Source organism: Pseudomonas fluorescens (genome assembly GCF_902497875.1).
Classification (GTDB): domain Bacteria; phylum Pseudomonadota; class Gammaproteobacteria; order Pseudomonadales; family Pseudomonadaceae; genus Aquipseudomonas; species Aquipseudomonas fluorescens_BR.
Genome location: NZ_CABVHY010000028.1, coordinates 1 through 18,213, shown reverse-complemented (window position 1 = coordinate 18,213; position 18,213 = coordinate 1). Strand labels below are relative to the sequence as shown.

General features: G+C 60.2%; 16 protein-coding genes and 1 pseudogene. 8 read left to right on the top strand and 9 right to left on the bottom strand.

From position 1 onward, the window contains the following. Positions 1-34: 34 nt before the first annotated feature. Entirely contained in the window at positions 35-1,537 is a 1,503-nt protein-coding gene (ppx, locus tag F8N85_RS24640; protein ID WP_150806121.1) for an exopolyphosphatase, read from the top strand. 204 nt (positions 1,538-1,741) lie between these two features. Here the strand turns inward: ppx and ppk1 are convergent, their stop codons facing one another. Together ppk1 and hemB are read right to left on the bottom strand one after the other, a co-directional pair. After that, positions 1,742-3,967 (bottom strand): polyphosphate kinase 1, encoded by a 2,226-nt coding sequence (gene ppk1 / locus F8N85_RS24635; RefSeq protein WP_150806120.1) that lies wholly within the window; start codon positions 3,965-3,967, stop codon positions 1,742-1,744. A gap of 18 nt (positions 3,968-3,985) precedes the next feature. Continuing rightward, on the bottom strand, positions 3,986-4,999 hold the full coding sequence (gene hemB / locus F8N85_RS24630) for a porphobilinogen synthase (RefSeq protein ID WP_150806119.1): 1,014 nt from the start codon (positions 4,997-4,999) through the stop codon (positions 3,986-3,988). Between the two features lie 207 nt (positions 5,000-5,206). Here hemB and F8N85_RS24625 point away from each other — a divergent pair, with 207 nt between their 5' ends. Further along, a complete protein-coding gene (locus F8N85_RS24625; protein WP_150806118.1) occupies positions 5,207-5,839 on the top strand; it encodes a DedA family protein in 633 nt (210 codons plus the stop codon). Here the strand turns inward: F8N85_RS24625 and F8N85_RS24620 are convergent. Further along, positions 5,820-7,054: pseudogene (locus tag F8N85_RS24620) on the bottom strand (sterol desaturase family protein). The gene F8N85_RS24625 and the pseudogene F8N85_RS24620 overlap by 20 nt on opposite strands. 114 nt (positions 7,055-7,168) lie before the next feature. Here F8N85_RS24620 and elbB point away from each other — a divergent pair. Continuing rightward, positions 7,169-7,837, top strand: coding sequence for an isoprenoid biosynthesis glyoxalase ElbB (gene elbB, locus F8N85_RS24615; protein ID WP_150806117.1), 669 nt, complete (start codon positions 7,169-7,171; stop codon positions 7,835-7,837). 192 nt (positions 7,838-8,029) lie between these two features. Here elbB and F8N85_RS24610 read toward each other — a convergent pair whose 3' ends face one another. After that, the gene (locus F8N85_RS24610) at positions 8,030-8,485 is read right to left on the bottom strand and encodes a YaiI/YqxD family protein (protein WP_150806116.1); all 456 of its coding nucleotides are present in this window, start codon (positions 8,483-8,485) and stop codon (positions 8,030-8,032) included. 38 nt (positions 8,486-8,523) lie between these two features. After that, positions 8,524-10,422 (bottom strand): cytochrome c/FTR1 family iron permease, encoded by a 1,899-nt coding sequence (locus tag F8N85_RS24605; RefSeq protein WP_150806115.1) that lies wholly within the window; start codon positions 10,420-10,422, stop codon positions 8,524-8,526. A gap of 417 nt (positions 10,423-10,839) precedes the next feature. On the opposite strand from F8N85_RS24605, the gene F8N85_RS24600 reads away from it, so the two are divergent. Genes F8N85_RS24600 through F8N85_RS24585 form a run of 4 tightly spaced genes read left to right on the top strand, consistent with a single transcriptional unit; the run spans position 10,840 to position 13,992 of the window. Beyond that, positions 10,840-12,237, top strand: a complete 1,398-nt coding sequence (locus F8N85_RS24600) for a COG3014 family protein (protein WP_150806114.1) — start codon at positions 10,840-10,842, stop codon at positions 12,235-12,237. A gap of 13 nt (positions 12,238-12,250) precedes the next feature. Continuing rightward, complete coding sequence (locus tag F8N85_RS24595; RefSeq protein ID WP_150806113.1) at positions 12,251-12,619, top strand: YcfL family protein; 369 nt, start codon at positions 12,251-12,253, stop codon at positions 12,617-12,619. A gap of 38 nt (positions 12,620-12,657) precedes the next feature. Then, positions 12,658-13,245: a penicillin-binding protein activator LpoB gene (lpoB, locus tag F8N85_RS24590; RefSeq protein ID WP_150806112.1), complete on the top strand. Its 588-nt coding sequence runs from the start codon at positions 12,658-12,660 to the stop codon at positions 13,243-13,245. A gap of 3 nt (positions 13,246-13,248) precedes the next feature. Next, positions 13,249-13,992 (top strand): penicillin-binding protein activator LpoB, encoded by a 744-nt coding sequence (locus tag F8N85_RS24585; protein WP_150806111.1) that lies wholly within the window; start codon positions 13,249-13,251, stop codon positions 13,990-13,992. A gap of 54 nt (positions 13,993-14,046) precedes the next feature. On the opposite strand, the gene F8N85_RS24580 is transcribed toward F8N85_RS24585, so the two are convergent. The 3 genes from F8N85_RS24580 to F8N85_RS24570 all read right to left on the bottom strand — a co-directional run bounded on the left by F8N85_RS24580 (position 14,047) and on the right by F8N85_RS24570 (position 17,285). Beyond that, on the bottom strand, positions 14,047-14,679 hold the full coding sequence (locus F8N85_RS24580) for a LysE family transporter (RefSeq protein ID WP_150806110.1): 633 nt from the start codon (positions 14,677-14,679) through the stop codon (positions 14,047-14,049). 102 nt (positions 14,680-14,781) lie between these two features. Continuing rightward, a complete protein-coding gene (locus F8N85_RS24575; protein WP_150806109.1) occupies positions 14,782-15,375 on the bottom strand; it encodes a mechanosensitive ion channel family protein in 594 nt (197 codons plus the stop codon). Then, a complete protein-coding gene (locus F8N85_RS24570; protein WP_150806108.1) occupies positions 15,375-17,285 on the bottom strand; it encodes an ATP-binding cassette domain-containing protein in 1,911 nt (636 codons plus the stop codon). Before F8N85_RS24570 ends, F8N85_RS24575 begins: the two co-directional genes overlap by 1 nt. Before the next feature lie 50 nt (positions 17,286-17,335). Between F8N85_RS24570 and F8N85_RS24565 the strand changes: the two genes are divergently transcribed. Further along, the gene (locus tag F8N85_RS24565) at positions 17,336-17,800 is read left to right on the top strand and encodes a TIGR02444 family protein (RefSeq protein WP_150806107.1); all 465 of its coding nucleotides are present in this window, start codon (positions 17,336-17,338) and stop codon (positions 17,798-17,800) included. A gap of 141 nt (positions 17,801-17,941) precedes the next feature. Here F8N85_RS24565 and F8N85_RS35140 read toward each other — a convergent pair. Then, on the bottom strand, positions 17,942-18,213 hold a 272-nt coding region (locus tag F8N85_RS35140), incomplete at its 5' end, for a hypothetical protein (RefSeq protein ID WP_224795739.1).

Sequence of the window (18,213 nt, the reverse complement as noted above, 5' to 3'; positions counted from 1 at the left end):
GGATGACAAGGTTATCGACCGAGACCCCTTAACCATGCCGCAATCCCAAGCCAAGAATCTGTCCCTGATCGCCGCCATTGACCTGGGCTCCAACAGCTTCCACATGGTCGTGGCCAAGGCCCAGAACGGTGAAATCCGTATTCTGGAACGGCTCGGCGAGAAAGTTCAGCTGGCCGCAGGGATCGACGAAGAGCGCCAGCTCAGCGAAGAATCCATGCAGCGCGGGCTCGATTGCCTGAAACGTTTCGCCCAACTGATCAACGGCATGCCCCCGGGCGCGGTCCGTATCGTCGGCACCAACGCTCTGCGCGAGGCACGTAACCGTGGCGAATTCATCCGCCGCGCCGAAGAAATCCTCGGCCACCCGGTAGAAGTCATCTCCGGCCGTGAAGAAGCCCGACTGATCTACCTCGGCGTTTCCCACACCCTAGCCGATACCCCGGGCAAGCGCCTGGTGACCGACATCGGCGGCGGCAGTACCGAATTCATCATCGGCCAGCGCTTTGAACCGCTGCTGCGCGAAAGCCTGCAAATGGGTTGCGTCAGTTATACCCAGCGCTATTTCCGTGACGGCAAGATCACCCCGGCCCGCTACGCCCAGGCGTACACCGCGGCGCGGCTGGAGATCATGAGCATCGAATACGCTTTGCATCGCCTGACCTGGGATGAAGCCATCGGCTCCTCGGGGACCATCCGCGCCATAGGCCTGGCGTTGAAAGCCGGCGGTCACGGTGCTGGCGAGGTCAACGCCGAAGGCCTGGCCTGGCTAAAACGAAAGCTGTTCAAGCTGGGTGACGCCGAAAAAATCGACTTCGAAGGCATCAAGCCCGACCGCCGGGCCATCTTCCCGGCCGGCCTGGCGATCCTCGAAGCGATCTTCGACGCCCTCGAACTGCAACGCATGGACCACTGTGAAGGCGCTCTGCGCGAAGGCGTGCTGTATGACCTGCTAGGCCGTCATCACCACGAAGACGTCCGAGAACGCACTCTCAGCTCGTTGATGGAGCGTTATCACGTTGATCTGGAGCAAGCGGCACGGGTCGAGCGCAAGGCGCTGCATGCCTTCGATCAGGTGGCGACCGATTGGGATCTGGATGACGGCGTCTGGCGCGAACTGTTGGGCTGGGCGGCCAAGGTCCATGAAGTCGGGCTGGACATCGCCCACTATCAATACCACAAGCACGGCGCCTACCTGATCGAGCACTCCGACCTGGCCGGCTTCTCCCGTGAAGACCAGCTGATGCTGGCACTACTGGTGCGTGGACACCGACGCAATATTCCCAAGGACAGGTTCGCCGAGTTCGGCGATGAAGGCATCAAGCTGATTCGCCTGTGCGTACTACTGCGCTTTGCAATTCTGTTCCATCACATCCGCGGTACCCAAGAGATGCCGCAGGTGACGCTGCAAGCCGCTGGCGGCAGTCTGGATGTGCTGTTCCCGGAAAACTGGCTGGACAAGAACCAGCTGACACAGGCCGACTTTGCGCTGGAAACGGAGTGGCTGACCCGAGTCGGCTTCGTGCTGAACGTTCGCTAACCGAAACCGCTGCAAAACACCTCGTAGGAGCTGCCGCAGGCTGCGATCTTTTGATCCTGGCGTCCATACAGACACCGAGTTGTCTGTTGAAAAGATCAAAAGATCGCAGCCTTCGGCAGCTCCTACACGGGACCCGTTAGCATTTAAAAGATGTGTTTCCCGGACAGCCCTCGAGAAGGGTTGCCCGGGAAACGGCGTCCCGCCTCAGCGTACGCTCAGAATCGGACTGCCCAAACGTTCCAGCAGCGTCGCCTGGGCACTGCGCGGGTTCTGGTTGCCGGTCGGCGAATTGCGTATGTAACGGCCGTCCGCCTGCAGGCTCCAGCTGTGGGTGTTATCGGTGAGATAAAGCTCCAGCTCTTTCTTGACCCGCAGAATCAACTTCTTGCCCTCGACCGGGAAGCAAGTCTCGACGCGCTTGTCGAGGTTGCGCTCCATCCAGTCGGCGCTGGACAGGAACATCTGCTCTTCGCCACCGTTGAGGAAGTAGAACACCCGCGTGTGCTCCAGGAAGCGACCGATGATCGAGCGCACATGGATGTTGTGCGAGACCCCGGCGATACCCGGTCGCAGGCAGCACATGCCACGTATCACCAGATCGATACGCACCCCGGACTGACTGGCCTTGTACAGCGCGCGGATGATTTTCGGGTCGGTCAGCGAGTTGAACTTGGCGATGATGTGCGCCGGTTTGCCGTCGAGGGCGAACTGGGTTTCCCGGGCAATCATGTCGAGCATGCCCTTCTTCAGGGTGAACGGCGCGTGCAGCAGCTTCTTCATGCGCAAGATCTTGCCCATGCCGATCAACTGGCTGAACAACTTGCCGACGTCTTCACACAATGCGTCATCGGAAGTCAGCAGGCTGTAGTCGGTGTACAGACGGGCGTTGGCGGCGTGGTAGTTGCCGGTACCCAAGTGAGCATAACGGACGATCTCCCCGGCTTCGCGACGCAGAATCAGCATCATCTTGGCGTGAGTCTTGAAGCCGACCACGCCATAGATCACCACGGCGCCGGCCGCTTGCAGACGACTGGCCAGCTGCAGGTTGGACTCTTCGTCGAAACGCGCGCGCAATTCGATCACCGCGGTGACCTCTTTGCCGTTTCGCGCCGCATCGACCAGCGCATCGACGATTTCCGAGTTCGCGCCGCTGCGATACAGGGTCTGACGGACCGCCAACACATGGGGATCCTTGGCCGCCTGACGCAGCAGGTCGACCACCGGCGTAAAGGACTCGAACGGGTGCAGCAGCAGGATGTCCTGCTTGCTGATCACACTGAAAATGTTCTCGCTGTTCTGCAACAGCTTGGGAATCTGTGGGGTGAATGGCGTGTATTGCAGCTCTGGATGGCTGTCCAGGCTGGTGATGCTGAACAGGCGTGTCAGGTTGACCGGGCCGTTGACCTGATACAACTCCGTTTCATGCAGGTTGAACTGCTTGAGCAGGTAGTCGGACAGGTGTTTCGGGCAAGTATCAGCCACTTCCAGACGCACCGCGTCACCGTAGCGACGGGAGAACAGCTCGCCACGCAGGGCGCGCGCCAGGTCTTCGACATCTTCGGTATCGACCGACAAATCGGCGTTTCGGGTCAGCCGGAACTGGTAACAACCCTTGACCTTCATGCCCTGGAACAGGTCATCGGCGTGGGCATGGATCATCGACGAGAGGAACACGTAGTTGTCGCCGGCACCGCAGACTTCTTCCGGAACCTTGATGACCCGCGGCAGCAAGCGCGGCGCCGGGATGATCGCCAGACCGGAATCGCGACCGAAGGCGTCGATGCCTTCGAGCTCGACGATGAAGTTCAGGCTCTTGTTCACCAGCAACGGGAACGGGTGCGTCGGGTCCAGACCGATCGGCGTGATGATCGGCGCGATCTCGTCGCGGAAATAACGGCGCACCCAGGTCTTGAGTTTGGTAGTCCAGTGGCGCCGACGAATGAAGCGGACCTGATGCTTCTCCAGCTCCGGTAACAGAATGTCGTTGAGGATCGCGTACTGGCGGTCGACGTGACCGTGTACCAGTTCGCTGATGCGCGCCAGTGCCTGATGCGGTTGCAGGCCATCGGCACCGGCCTGTTCACGGGCGAAGGTGATCTGCTTCTTCAGACCGGCGACGCGAATTTCGAAGAACTCGTCCAGGTTGCTGGAGAAAATCAGCAGAAACTTCAGCCGTTCCAGCAACGGGTAGGACTCATCCAGCGCCTGTTCCAGCACGCGGATGTTGAACTGCAGTTGCGACAGCTCGCGATGAATGTACAGGCTACTGTCATCCAGGCTTGGAAGCACAATCGTCGGGGCCGCGGGCTGCGGCTCGACCACGGCCACGGCCAGTGGCGGGATTTCCGGCTCCGGCGGGGTTTCGACGACTTGCTCGACCACCGGTTGAGCGTCAGTTACTGCAACTTCAAGAAGTCCTTCGGTATTCATTGCGTGTTCCTGGGAGGGCTATTTTTGCTCTCGTAACAATTGAGCAGCACGAACGGCAAAGTAGGTCAGGATGCCATCAGCACCTGCACGTTTGAAAGCGGTCAGGGATTCAAGAATAACCCCTTCGCTCAGCCAGCCATTCTGGATTGCCGCCATGTGCATGGCGTATTCACCGCTGACCTGATAGACAAAGGTCGGCACTTTAAATTCTTCTTTGACCCGATAAAGGATGTCGAGGTACGGCATGCCAGGCTTGACCATGACCATATCCGCGCCTTCTGACAAGTCGGCGGCCACTTCATGCAGCGCTTCGTTGCTGTTGGCCGGGTCCATTTGATAGGAAGCCTTGTTAGCCGTGCCCAGATTCAGCGCAGAACCGACGGCGTCGCGAAACGGGCCGTAATAGGCGCTGGCGTACTTCGCCGAATAAGCCATGATCCGCACGTTGACGTGATCGGCCAGTTCGAGGGCTTCGCGGATCGCCTGGATCCGGCCGTCCATCATATCCGACGGCGCCACCACCTGAGCACCGGCAGCGGCATGGGACAGCGCTTGCTTGACCAGCGCGTCGACAGTGATGTCGTTCTGCACATAGCCTTCTTCGTCGAGGATACCGTCCTGGCCGTGGGTGGTGAACGGGTCCAGCGCCACGTCGGTGATTACCCCCAGTTCAGGGAAGCGATCGCGCAGCGCACGGGTCGCACGCTGGGCAATGCCGTCCGGGTTCCAGGCTTCGGCGGCGTCGAGGGATTTCAGTTCAGGCGGGGTTACCGGGAACAGTGCCAGCGCAGGAATCCCCAGCTCGACCCACTTCGCCGCTTCTTCGAGCAACAGGTCGATGGTCAGACGCTCAACGCCCGGCATCGAAGCCACGGCCTCGCGACGGTTTTCACCCTCCAGCACAAAAACCGGGAGAATCAGGTCGTCGACAGTCAGGACGTTTTCACGCACCAGACGACGCGAGAAATCATCACGACGGTTGCGCCGCAGGCGGGTTGCAGGGAACAAACGGTTGGCGGGGGTAAAGCTCACGGCAGACTCCTGAGCCCGCACTGGCGGGCGAGTGTGACAGTTATAAGCGGCCATTATGACTAAGTCATTACAGTCGTGCTTACCCCTGTGACCGCTAGTCGCAGTCATTGTCCGTGTAGGAATTGTTCACGTCGAGACACATTTGGATACTTTCCTGAATGTGCCTGAAGGGGTAGGCTGCGCGTTCATTTCGCCAGCATCCAGACAATGCTCCAACAACTTCTTCAGGATTTCGGCTACTTCGCCCTTTTTCTCGGCACGTTTTTCGAAGGCGAAACCATTCTGGTGCTCGCAGGCTTCCTCGCGTTCCGCGGATACATGGATATCAACCTGGTGGTGGTCGTGGCCTTTCTCGGCAGCTATGCCGGCGATCAGCTGTGGTACTTCCTGGGGCGCAAGCACGGCCGCAAATTGCTGGCGCGTAAACCGCGTTGGCAACTGATGGGCGATCGGGCGCTGGAGCATATCCGCAGGCACCCGGATATCTGGGTACTGAGCTTTCGCTTCGTCTATGGCTTGCGCACGGTAATGCCGGTGGCGATCGGCCTGTCCGGTTATCCACCGGGGCGTTATCTGCTGCTCAACGGGATTGGCGCCGCGATCTGGGCCACCGCCCTGGCCGCCGCCGCTTACCATTTTGGCGCGGTGCTCGAAGGGATGCTCGGCAGCGTCAAGAAGTACGAGCTATGGGTGCTGGGCGCACTGCTGGTGGTGGGTTTCGCCCTGTGGCTGCGCCGGCGCTTGAAGAATGCCCGCCTGGCGAAAAAGATCTACGAAGCGGAGCAGGCCGAACAGGCCGAATACCTCAAATCCAGAAAACCTACGACACCAGTCGAGTGAGTCGGGTTCTGCAACAGTAGAGACCGATACCACTGAGCAGGCTGTAACTGAGCAGGCCGATCCAGCCCACCGCGCTGGCCGGCCATAGTCCCAGCAGCGGCGCCAGCCATACCAGCGGCACGTTCAGTGCCAGGCGCACCCACTCCAGTTTCAACGCCCACGGGCGATTCTCCAGGGCCACGCCCAGCACAAACAGACCGAACGCCAGGCGCTCCACCCCAAGACCAGTGCGGCCGTTGGTAAACTGTCAGCCAGGTTCATCAGGTAGCTGCCAAGTGCGATATAGACGCTGAACTGCAGTGCGACGTACCACTGCTGTCGCCCGTCCAATGGCACCTCGAACTTGCGGAACTGGCTCAAGTCCGGCTTGTTCAGTGGGTACCTCGCCGCCACGTCCGCCGGTCGCCAGCCGGTACGCATGAACCAGATCCGCAGTTTGTCCCACGCACTTTCGGCATGCCGCGCATCGCTCAGCAACTGCGCGTAAAACTGCACGTTGGCCCACAGCGGGTTCCAGCTCGCCAGCGGCGTGGTCACGCCGAAAATCACCGGCTCATTGTCGTCCTCTTCCTGGAATGAACCGAACAATCGGTCCCAAATAATGAACACCCCGCCGTAGTTGCGATCCATGTAGAGAGCGTTCTGTGCATGGTGGACCCGATGATTGGACGGCGTGACGAAGAACCATTCTAACCAGCCGAGCTTGGGTATGTGCCGGGTATGCACCCAGAATTGATAGAGCAGGTTCAGTGCCGCGACGCTGATGAACACCAGCAACGGCACACCGAATACCGCCATGGGCAGGTAGAAGATCCAGCTCAACAGGAATCCGGTACTGGTCTGGCGCAACGCAGTGGACAGGTTGTAGTCCTCGCTCTGGTGATGCACCGAGTGCGCCGCCCAGAGGATGTTGCGCTCATGCCCCAGGCGATGCAGCCAGTAGTAGCAGAAGTCATAAAAGACAAAGGCAAACACCCAGACCCAGACGCTCTCGGCCGACAGCTCGAACAGCGCCAGATGCTGCAAGGCGAAGGCGTAGGTGATCAGCCCGACGCCTTTGGTCAACAGCCCGGTGGTGGTCGACAACACGCCAGTGCTGAGGCTGTTGATCGCATCCGCCACGCGATAATTACTCACACCCCGCCAGCGATCGGCCAACAGCTCGACGGCTATCAGCACAAAGAAAAACGGCACTGCATAAAGGATGAAGTTCATGACGCGACCTGATCAGAATCTTTACCCGCAGATTAGGTTTAGTCGCGAAATAACCCTATGGCAACGATTGACAAATTAGTGGACATTTAACGCCATGAACCTGGAGAAAAAACCATGAGCAAAAAAGTTGCAGTGATACTTTCCGGCTGTGGCGTCTATGACGGCGCCGAGATTCACGAAAGCGTGATCACCCTGTTGCGCCTGGACCAGCGCGGTGCCCAAGTGCAGTGCTTTGCACCCAATATTGCGCAATTGCAGGTGATCAACCATCTCACAGGCGAAGAAATGCCTGAATCGCGCAACGTGCTGATCGAATCGGCGCGCATTGCCCGTGGTGAGGTAAAGGATATTCGCGAAGCCGACGCCGCCGACTTCGACGCGCTGATCGTGCCCGGCGGTTTCGGCTCGGCAAAAAACCTCTCCAACTTCGCCGTCGAAGGCGCCGGCTGCAGCATCCAGCCAGAAGTACTGGCCCTGACGGAAGCCTTTGCCGAAGCCGGCAAACCGGTCGGGCTGATCTGCATTTCGCCAGCCTTGGCCGCCAAGATCTATGGCCCCGGCGTGACCTGCACCATCGGCAACGATGCCGAGACCGCCGCAGCCATGACCAAAATGGGCGCCACCCATGCGGAGTGCGCCGTGAGCGACATCATCGAAGACAAGGCACGCAAACTGGTCAGCACTCCGGCCTACATGCTGGCGCAATCCATCAGCGAAGCGGCGTCAGGGATTAACAAACTGGTTGACCGGGTGCTGGAGCTGACTCACGAAAGCGATTTTTGAACAGCGCGACTATGTAGTGACAGGCTTGCTGTGGCGAGGGGGCTTGCCCCCGCTCGGCTGCGAAGCAGTCGTAAAACGGCCTATGGGTTCTTTCTAAAAAAATGCGCTGGCTGATTTTGGGGCTGCCGCGCAGCCCAGCGGGGGCAAGCCCCCTCGCCACAAAAGCCGCCTCGCCACGGGTCCGCGTCAGGCTCAAGTCTGGCGCATCAACCGGGTAAGGATCCGGTCCAGAGAATTGGCGAACGCCTGCTTCTCGCGTTCGCCATGGGGCGGCGGGCCGCCGCCCATCTGGCCCTGATCGCGCAGGTCGGTGAACAGGTTGCGCACCGCCAGCCGATCACCCATGTTCTGTGGATCGAATTCCTTACCGCGCGGATCGAGGGCGGCGACGCCCTTCTTGATCAATCGATCGGCCAGTGGCACATCACTGCAAATCACCAGTTCGCCGGGCAACGCGTGTTCAACCAGATAGTCGTCGGCCGCATCCGGGCCACTGGGCACCACGATCAGCTTTACGCAGGCATAGCCCGGTTTGATCTGGCTCTGCCCCGCCACCAGCAGCACTTCGAACTGACGCTTCAAGGCAAACTTGATCACCTGCTCCTTCGCCGCCTTGGGGCAGGCATCGGCATCGATCCATACACGCATATTTTGTTGCCCTCAGAAATCTTTCGGCTTCAATCAGATCAAGAAGCCCGCACCCGCCGCTTCTCCGCCATGCGACTACGGCTGTAAAGAACGATGATCGCCAGAATCGCCACGGCCTGAGCACTCAGCGAATAGGCATCAGCGTGGATCCCCAGCCAGTCAAAGTCAAAGAACGCCACCGGCCGGGTGCCGAAGATCCCGGCTTCCTGCAAGGCTTTGACCCCATGCCCGGCAAATACCACCGACAGCGCACACAACAGTGCGGCGTTGATCCCGAAGAACAGCGCCAGGGGCAATTTCGCCGAGCCGCGCAAAATCACCCAGGCCAGGCCGATCAACAGCACCAGCGCAGTCGCACCTCCGGCCAATACGGCGTTATGTCCCGCAGGGCCCGACTGCAGCCAAAGGGTCTCGTAGAACAGGATTACTTCGAACAACTCGCGGTAAACCGAGAAGAACGCCAGGATCGCAAAGCCGAAACGCCCGCCGCCACTGACCAGACTGCTCTTGATGTAATTCTGCCAGGCCGCCGCATGACGGCGGTCGTGCATCCATACACCGAGCCACAGCACCATGACGCTGGCGAACAACGCCGTGCAACCTTCCAGCAATTCACGCTGGGCACCGCTGACATCGATCACGTAGGCCGCCAGCGCCCAGGTCGCCAGACCGGCCACCAGCGCCAGACCCCAGCCGACGTTGACGCTGCGCACTGCCGATTGCTGGCCGGTGTTACGCAGGAACGCCAGGATCGCCGCCAGGACCAGAATCGCTTCCAGACCTTCGCGCAACAGGATCAGCAAACCGGAAACATAGCTCAGCGACCAGCTCAAACCATCGCTGCCCAACAGACCTGCAGATTGCTTCAACTTGGCTTTCGCGGCGTCCAGACGCTGCTCGACCTGGGGCACCGGCAAACCGTCCTGTAACGACTGACGGAAAGCCATCAGGGATTTTTCGGTGTCCTTGCGTACGTTGGCGTCGACGTTATCCAGGGAGCTTTCGACCAGCTCGAAGCCTTCCAGATAGGCCGCTACCGACAGGTCATAAGCCTGTTCGTGATCGCCGGCGCGATAGGCTGCCAGGCTTTTGTCCAGGGTCGACGCCGTGTAGTCGAGCAACTGAGCCGGGCCGCGCTTGACCTGTGGTGGCTGAGCCCGTTGAGCACGGAAGATCGCCGCGGCTTCAGGGCCTTCGGCGGCCAGCACTTCGCCCGGGGTTTGCCGGGCCAGATCGGCAAGGTTGAAGCTCTTCTGGTTGTTCGCCGTAATCGCGGCGGCGCTAAAACTCGCAATGTAGGTCGCCAGATCCCAGCGCTGACGGTCGTCCAGTTGATCGGCAAAAGACGGCATGTCCGTGCCTTCAACACCCAGCCCAAGGGTGTTGTAGAGCGCGTAGAGGCTCAAGCGATCCAGGCGTGAGGCTTCACGCAGGTTGGCCGGCGGCGGCGTCAGACCAACGCCTGCCGGGCCGTCGCCAGCGCCGCTGTCACCGTGGCAGACCGAACAATGCTGAGCGTAGAGCGGCGCACCGCGAGTCGGGTCCGGGGTGATGATTGGCGCCTGGCTGACCTCATAGGCCACCGCCAGCTTCGCTCCCAACTGCCGCGCCTGGCGGGCGACGGTCGCTCCGTCTTGGCGAGCAATGATGGCGGCGCGCAGGCTGCTGACACCTTGCTCCAGTTCGGCCCGCTCAGGCTTGGCCGGCAAACCGCCGATCAACCCCTGCAAAACACCGAGAAACTCCAGCTGTTCACGGTACTCGGAGGAATCGACAACCTTGCCCGCCTCGACCGTGGCCGGGTAATCCGCGCCAATGTAGTCGAGCAAATGCAGCGCTTGGGGCGCGCCTTCCACGGTGTCGGCCAGCAGATTGAAACTGCATAACACCAACACCGGCAACACTAACCAGGCCAGGAAACGGGACGAGGCACTCATGAACGAATCTCAATTGGAAACAAGAAGTAACACATTGTTCACTTCGAATGCGTTTCGCTCAAGCCTTCTCATCCACTCAGGCCTGTGAACTGACCGCTGAAAACAGCTCCAGAACACTTATTTAGCGGCTTTGCGACGATTCACAGTGCCCATAAAGAATCCACTGGTCCGGGAAATGCGCGCTCAGACTCTTAAAATGATCAGCTCAAATAGTGGCACGCCTCGGCTAAGTAACACCAAAAAGCCATTACTTTGCCATCTTCGAAGCCTACAATGCCGCGCCCCAGTTATTCCAAATGGGTATTTAAGCTCCTCTTTTAATGAGGAATTGGCAGGAAAGTCACCTCCTCTGCCGATTGGTCCACTTGGCCCGACCAGCACACATGGCTGCTTACGTTCAGGGAAGAAGTACTCCATATGGCATCCCGCGCCCTTACCTCGCTCGCGCTCAGCGCAGTCACTTTGCTCGCCGGTTGTTCGGCGTTCCGCAACTACGACTCCGAGCTCCAGCAAACCAACCAACAGTTGAGCACCGGCAACGTCGATGCCGCGCTGACCCTGCTGGAAAAGAACAACCGCAGCCAGGACAAAGACCTGCTCTATTATTTCGAGAAAGGTGAACTGCTGCGCGCCAAAGGTGATTTGCCGGGTAGCCAGACCGCATGGAGAAGCGCGGATCAGGTTGTGGGGGCGTGGGAAGATTCGGTCAAGTTCGACTCCGACAAATACCTGTCACAGTTCGGCAGCTTCCTGGTCAACGACAAGGTTCGTCGCTACGAAGGTTATGACTACGAAAAAGTCATGCTGACCACCCAGATGGCCCTGAATCTGCTTGCCATCAACGACTTTGACGGCGCCCGCACCGAAATCAGGAAGACTCACGAACGCGAAGCGGTGATCGCCGAGCTGCGCGACAAGGAATACCTCAAGCGCGAAGACGAAGCCGAGAAGCAAGGGGTCCAGACCGAGTACAAAGACCTGCAGGGCTATCCGGTGGCCAGCCTCGACGCACCGGAAGTGGTCGGTCTGAAGAACAGTTATCAGAGTGCTTTCAGCCACTACCTGGCCGGCTTCGTCTACGAAGCCCTGGGCGAAAGAGACCTCGCCGCGCCGGGCTACCGAAAAGCCGCAGAGTTGCGTCCCAATACCCCCCTGCTCGAACAAGCGCTGTTGAACCTCGACAAGCCGGCTGGCAAGCGTGAAGAAAGCGACATCCTGATCGTCGTACAAAGCGGTCTGGCACCGGCCCGCGACTCCATCCGCATTCCGCTGCCGCTGCCCATCAGCGGCAATCTGGTGATCACGCCGCTGTCGTTTCCGGTAATCAAGCCAGACACCTCGACGGCGACCTTCGCCCAGATCGGCGTGGACGGTCAGCAATTGAACCTGACACAGCTCAACAGCACCACTGCCATGTCCCGCCGCGCCCTGCGTGACGACATGCCAGGGATCATTTTGCGCACCACCGTGCGCGCCGTGACCCGCGGCGTTGCGCAAAAGCAGTTGAACGACGTCAACCCGTTGGCCGGCCTGGCAGTGGGCATTACTTCAACGGTGATGGAAGGCGCCGATACCCGCACCTGGCGCACCCTGCCTGACGCCACCCAGGTGGTGCGCCTGCGCCTCAAGCAAGGCGAGCACCAGATCAGCCTGCCCAACCCCCATGGCGGCGCGCTGGTGAAGGTCAAGATCGATCAGCCCTATCAAGTCATTACCTTGCGCGTGGTGGGCAGCCAGGTGTTCACCAGCGGCATTGCCGCGAATCTGACGCCAAGCGCCAACCCGCAGGCTGTGGCCAGCCTCAAACAACCTTAAGCAGAGACTCTTCATGCGCTTCAACTTCATTGCTGTCATCGCGCTGGCCTTGTTAGCCGGTTGCGCCACCCCACCTCCAGAACCCGGCAGCGCGGCGAGCAAAGTCGTGAGCATGGGCAAACTGAAGAACATCGAGGTCGGTGCGATGCGCGTCGCTCGCGAAAACGGCTTCCTGACCGTCAACGTCCAGCTCAGCAACACCAGCTTCAACAACAAGACTATGTACTACCGCTTCGCCTGGCTCGGCCCTGAAGGTTTCCCGGTCGGCGAAGAAGAAACCTGGAAGAGCCTGACCCTGTACGGCACGCAAACCAGCTTCCTGCCAGCCATCGCGCCTTTGGCCAAAGCCGTGGATTTCCGCCTGGAAATCAAAACGCCTTAAGGCACTCACCGTTTCGTTCAGTTTTAGAGAGTATTCCCATGTTTGCACGCTTTTCGTTCCTCGCCGTTGTCGCCCTTCTGGCCAGCGGTTGCGCCAACAACTCGCCGGTCCTGGGCGGGAAAAATATCGGCTACGGCGACAGCAAGGCTGTAGAGCTGGTGACCAACGAGTTCGGTTCCACCGACCTGCAGATGATCGCCGAAACCATGACCCGCTCGCTGGCCCAGTCCGGGATCCTGCAGGGTCGCCCGGTGGTGCAGGTTTACGACGTGAAGAACAAAACCAGCGAGTACATCGATACCCGCGAGATCACCACCAGCATCAAGACTCAGCTGATGAAATCCGGCACCGCCCGTTTCGCCAGTGACAACACGGCCATGCAGAGCCAGGTTGACCAGCTCAAGCTGCAAAACCAGAGCGGCCTGTACAAGAAAAGCACCGTGGCCAAGACCGGCAATATGATCGCCGCCCAATACCGCCTTGAAGGCTCGATCAGCTCGATCGTCAAGCGCAGCAGCGATTACAAGGACGTCTTCTACAAGTTCAGCCTGCAATTGATCGATGTCGAAAGCGGTCTGGCCGAGTGGATGGACGAAAAAGAGATCCGCAAAACCACGGAGCGATAAGCAATGCGTGCATGGATTGGCATCATTGGCCTGGCCTGCGCGCTTGGCGTGCAGGCGGCCCCGAAAATCGCGGTCACCGACCTTGCCTACCAAGAGCGGGTGGAACAATACATCCACATCATTTCGGCCCAGAGCAACTTTCAGGCAAGCGCTTATAACGCCAGCGGTTCGTCGAGCTATAACGAGATCGAGGCCACCAGCAGCTATATCGAGCAAGGCGAATTGCGCAAATTCACCGGCGACATCAAGGGCGAAATTCTCAAGTCCGGGATGTTTCAATTGGTGCAGGGCACGCCGCACACCGCCAGGTCCAGCGAAGACGTGTTTGATGTGATCGAGCGGATCAAGGCCGGTAACTACCAGGGCGCCGACTACGTGTTGTTCGGCACCCTGTCGGATATCGACTTCACCCGTGATGTCACGTCTCTGGCCAATACCGACAGCTATTCGGCGATTCTCGGTCTGAGTCTGGTAGCCGACTTCAGCCTGATCAACACCAGCACCTTCGAAATCACCTCGGCGTTTACCGCCATGGGCGAAGGTCAGGACACCAAACTGGTCAATAGCCAAGACGTGAAGGTCTCACTGAACCGCCCGCGGGTAGTTCGTGATGTCTCGAAATCGCTGGGTGAGGACGTGGCGCGCCAATTGGGCGAACAGCTCGGTGGCGGCGATTACCAGCAACCGGGGCAAACCTCACGGGGCAACCACCTGCCACCGGACGAGGCGCCCGTCATTTTGCGCTAAGCCCTTGAACAAAAAAGGCGACCTCAGCGGTCGCCTTTTTTGTGGGTGAAGGCGTTACACCGCTGTGCGGCGTATGGTCGCCAGCAACCCGGCCGCACCAATGAACAAACCGGCAAAGGTACGGTTCATGCGGCGCTGCTGTTTCGGTGTGCGCAGCAGGCGCAAAACCTTCGAAGCCAGCCCGGTGTAGCCCGCCATCACGATCAGATCGACGATGATCATGGTCACGCCGAGAATCAGGTATTGAGCCACCAGTGGCGCGTGGGGGTCGATGAACTGGGGCAATACCGCGAGCATGAACACCAGCGCCTTGGGGTTGCTGACGTTCACCAGGAACCCGCGAAACACCAGCGCCAGCGGCTTGCCGATCTGCCGGATGGCCGCGTCGTCATTCAGGTCGCTGGGCAGCGCGCGCCATTGCTTGACCGCCAGATAGACCAGGTAGGCCACGCCGAACCACTTGATCGCATAGAAGGCTGTGGACGAAGCCGCGAGAATGGCCCCGACACCTGCGGCGACAATCGCGATCTGCATCGCCAGACCCAGTTGCAGGCCCAGGGCGTTCCAATAGCCGCGCCAGAAGCCGTACTGCAAACCACAAGACATCGACGCAATGGCGCCGGCACCAGGAGAAAGACTGATCACCCAGCAGGCGGCAAAAAACGCCAGCCATGTTTCAAGCACCATCGCACACCTCACTCAGACTCGTTGCAGACGTCTAAACTAATGCGCCTTCTGGCGAATGACTATCGATTTTTTGCAAGACTTGAGCCCTGCCGACCAGCGTTATCAGCTGCCCGGCAGTTTTTCGCTGGTGCTCAGCGGAAATACATCACTGCCGCGCCAGCGGCGGACCGAGCGCTGGAAGAACAGACTGTTCGGCACTTGCACCATGGCGCTGCCATTGCCGGCCTCAGCGGATTCGACCAATGTGGTGTAGAGCAGATTGATCGCCACCACCCGGCCTTTGACGCCGGGCTTGTCGGTGGTGTCCACCAACTCGACCACATCGCCCAGGCGGAACGGCCCGACAGTGAAAATCAGAATCGCGCAGAGCAGGTTGGACAGCACACTCCACATGGCGAAGAACGCCACCGCCGCCACCGCGACAAAACCGGACAACGCCGTCCACAGCACAGTCGCCGAGACACCCAGGCGCTCCAGCACAAAGATCAGCGCGCTGCCCATGATCAGCCAGCGCAAGCCTCCGCGCAGCGGCATCAGCAATTGCGGCGGGAACGGATAGCGCTGGCCCAGGCGGGTCAGGCCTCTGGCCACGAAACGCTGGGCCAGATAACCGGCCAGCAGGATCAGCAGAATTTGCCCGACAAACAGCAGCGGCTCGACCCATACGGCAGACCAATGCAGCTTCAGCGCTTCCATCAAGAGAGCGCCTCCAGCTCCGACTGCAGGCTCTCGAGTTGCTCCAGGGCTTCCATCCAGGTTTCTTCCAACTCGGCTTCACGAACTTTCAGCCGGGCCTGTTCGGCCAGCAGATCACGCAGTTCATCCTTGCGGGCCGCTTCGTACACCGCACTGTCGCCGAGGCTGGTTTCGATCTTCGCGAGTTTTTCGTGGAGCTTGCCCAGCTCGGTTTCGAGCTTGTCGGCTTCACGCTTATGCGGCGCCAGCTGCTGACGCAATGCAGCGGCAGCCTGGCGCTGGGCTTTCTTGTCGGTTTTGTCGGGATTGACCGGCGTGTTGTTAACCGGCGCGTTGCGCAGTCGATAGTCAACCAGCCAGCGGGCGTAGTCTTCCAGGTCGCCGTCGAACTCCTCGACCTTGCCATCGGCAACCAGCAAGAATTCATCGGTGGTGCTTTTCAGCAAGTGCCGATCGTGGGAAACCACCAGCACTGCACCGGTGAATTCCTGCAAGGCCATGGTCAGCGCCAGGCGCATCTCCAGGTCGAGGTGGTTGGTCGGTTCGTCGAGCAGCAGCAGGTTCGGCCGGCCCCAGGCGATCAACGCCAGCGCCAGACGGGCCTTCTCGCCACCGGAAAAATTCAACACCGGCTCATCGATGCGCGCTCCGCGGAAGTCGAAACCCCCGAGGAAGTCGCGCAGGGTCTGCTCCCGCTCGGTCGGCGCCAGACGCTGCATATGCAGGAGCGGGCTGGCCTTGGAGTCGAGGGAGTCCAACTGATGCTGGGCAAAGTAGCCAACCACCAGGTTTTCGCCGCGCACCAGGCGACCGGCCAACGGCTCCAGCTCACCAGAAAGGTTCTTGATCAGCGTCGACTTGCCTGCGCCGTTCGGACCGAGCAGGCCGATCCGGGCACCCGGAGCCAGTTGCAGCTTGACCTTTTCCAGCACGGTCTTCTCGCCGTAACCCAAACGGGCGTCGGAGAGATCGAGCAACGGGCTGGAGATTTTCGCCGACTCGCGAAACACGAAATCGAAGGGCGAGTCGACGTGGGCGGCCGACAACTCTTCCATGCGCTCCAGGGCCTTGATCCGGCTCTGGGCCTGACGGGCCTTGGTGGCCTGGGCCTTGAAACGCGCGATGTAGCTTTCCATATGCGCACGCTGCGCCTGCTGCTTCTCGTAGGCTTGCTGCTGCTGGGCCAGACGTTCGGCGCGAGCACGTTCGAAAGCGCTGTAACCACCACGATAGAGCGTGATCTTGCGCTGATCGACGTGGGCCACATGGTCGACCACGGCGTCGAGGAAGTCCCGGTCGTGGGAGATCAGCAGCAACGTGCCAGGGTAATTCTTGAGCCAGTCTTCGAGCCACAGAATGGCGTCGAGGTCCAAGTGGTTGGTCGGCTCATCGAGCAACAACAGATCTGACGGACACATCAGTGCCTGCGCCAGGTTCAGACGCATTCGCCAGCCACCGGAGAAATCACCGACCTGGCGATCCATCTGCTCGTTGGTGAAGCCCAGACCTGCCAGCAGCTTGCGCGCCCGGGCATCGGCGGTGTAACCGTCGGCGCTATCGAGTTCGGCGTGCAGGCGCGCCTGAGCGGCACCGTCATGGGCCGCTTCGGCGTCGGCCAGCTCACGCTGCACCTCGCGCAGGCGCAGGTCGCCATCGAGCACATAGTCGACCGCTACCCGCTCAAGGGTGTCGACCTCCTGGCGCATATGGGCGATACGCCAGTCCGCCGGCAGGAAGCAGTCGCCCGAGTCAGGGGTCAATTCCCCCTGGAGCAAGGCGAACAGGCTGGATTTACCGGCGCCGTTGGCACCGATCAGGCCGGCTTTGTGACCGGCGTGCAGGGTCAGCTCGGCGTCTTCTAGCAGACGTTGCGGGCCACGCTGTAATGTTAGGCTTTGAAGTCGGATCATAATGGCGGCGGAGTCTACCAGCTTCGCTCGCAACTGGCGCGAGAAGGAATATGTCCTCTGACCTGTGGAGCTCTACCCTGACGACCTACGCCCGACCCGGCGTCGAACGGGCCTGCCTGGAACTGCAGAGTGCGGGCGCCAATGTCTGCCTGCTGTTGTGCGCGGTCTGGCTTGGCCAGCGTGGCGTGGTCTGCAATGCCCAACGTCTGCAGCAGCTGCAGTTACTGGCCGGCCCCTGGCATGACGATGTCGTGCAACCCCTGCGGCAACTGCGCCAGCAATGGCGCTCGGCGGCCCTTGAGGATGTGCAACTGACTATTCTGCGCGAACAGGTCAAGGCGCTTGAGCTCGAAGCGGAGCGACAGTTGTTGTTGCGACTGGAGACGACGGCACGAGACTGGCCAGAAGAGGAGGCAAAGGATTTGCCAGCCTGGCTGGAAGGAGTGGCGGTACAAGCCACCACCCTGAACCGCGACGCGCTGAATGAACTGCGCGTCGCGGTAACCGGGGCTTAGGAAGCGCTGGTTGGGGTGATGCTGCTCGCAGAGGCTGCTGGCGTTGTTACAGGCGACGCTGCAGGCGTGCTCGCAGTCGGTGCCGGCGATGCTGCTGGCGCTGGAGTCGCAGGCTTGGCCGCGACAGCAGCTGTTGCTGGCTTAGCGGCGACCGGCTTTTTCACGGCGGGTTTTGCTGCCGGCCTTGGCAGGTGCTTTAGCGGCAACCGGTTTCGCCGCGGCAGATTTGGCCGCTGGTTTTGCAGCAGCGGTTTTAGCCGCTGCAGGTTTGGCTGCTGGCTTGGCCGTCGCAGGTTTCGCGGCAGCAGTTTTGGCTGCTGGTTTGGCTGCCGTCGCTTTCGCCGCAGCGGGTTTGGCCGCAGCAGTTCTAGCAGCAGGCTTGGCCGCCGGTTTTGCCGCGGTGGATTTAGCGG

Bases quoted from the DNA above. Each gene is read 5' to 3' on its own strand.
- ppx (WP_150806121.1), top strand. From the start codon at position 35: ATGCCGCAATCCCAAGCCAAGAATCTGTCCCTGATCGCCGCCATTGAC.
- ppk1 (WP_150806120.1), bottom strand. From the start codon at position 3,967: ATGAATACCGAAGGACTTCTTGAAGTTGCAGTAACTGACGCTCAACCG.
- F8N85_RS24625 (WP_150806118.1), top strand. From the start codon at position 5,207: ATGCTCCAACAACTTCTTCAGGATTTCGGCTACTTCGCCCTTTTTCTC.
- elbB (WP_150806117.1), top strand. From the start codon at position 7,169: ATGAGCAAAAAAGTTGCAGTGATACTTTCCGGCTGTGGCGTCTATGAC.
- F8N85_RS24610 (WP_150806116.1), bottom strand. From the start codon at position 8,485: ATGCGTGTATGGATCGATGCCGATGCCTGCCCCAAGGCGGCGAAGGAG.
- F8N85_RS24605 (WP_150806115.1), bottom strand. From the start codon at position 10,422: ATGAGTGCCTCGTCCCGTTTCCTGGCCTGGTTAGTGTTGCCGGTGTTG.
- F8N85_RS24600 (WP_150806114.1), top strand. From the start codon at position 10,840: ATGGCATCCCGCGCCCTTACCTCGCTCGCGCTCAGCGCAGTCACTTTG.
- F8N85_RS24595 (WP_150806113.1), top strand. From the start codon at position 12,251: ATGCGCTTCAACTTCATTGCTGTCATCGCGCTGGCCTTGTTAGCCGGT.
- lpoB (WP_150806112.1), top strand. From the start codon at position 12,658: ATGTTTGCACGCTTTTCGTTCCTCGCCGTTGTCGCCCTTCTGGCCAGC.
- F8N85_RS24585 (WP_150806111.1), top strand. From the start codon at position 13,249: ATGCGTGCATGGATTGGCATCATTGGCCTGGCCTGCGCGCTTGGCGTG.
- F8N85_RS24580 (WP_150806110.1), bottom strand. From the start codon at position 14,679: ATGGTGCTTGAAACATGGCTGGCGTTTTTTGCCGCCTGCTGGGTGATC.
- F8N85_RS24575 (WP_150806109.1), bottom strand. From the start codon at position 15,375: ATGGAAGCGCTGAAGCTGCATTGGTCTGCCGTATGGGTCGAGCCGCTG.
- F8N85_RS24570 (WP_150806108.1), bottom strand. From the start codon at position 17,285: ATGATCCGACTTCAAAGCCTAACATTACAGCGTGGCCCGCAACGTCTG.
- F8N85_RS24565 (WP_150806107.1), top strand. From the start codon at position 17,336: ATGTCCTCTGACCTGTGGAGCTCTACCCTGACGACCTACGCCCGACCC.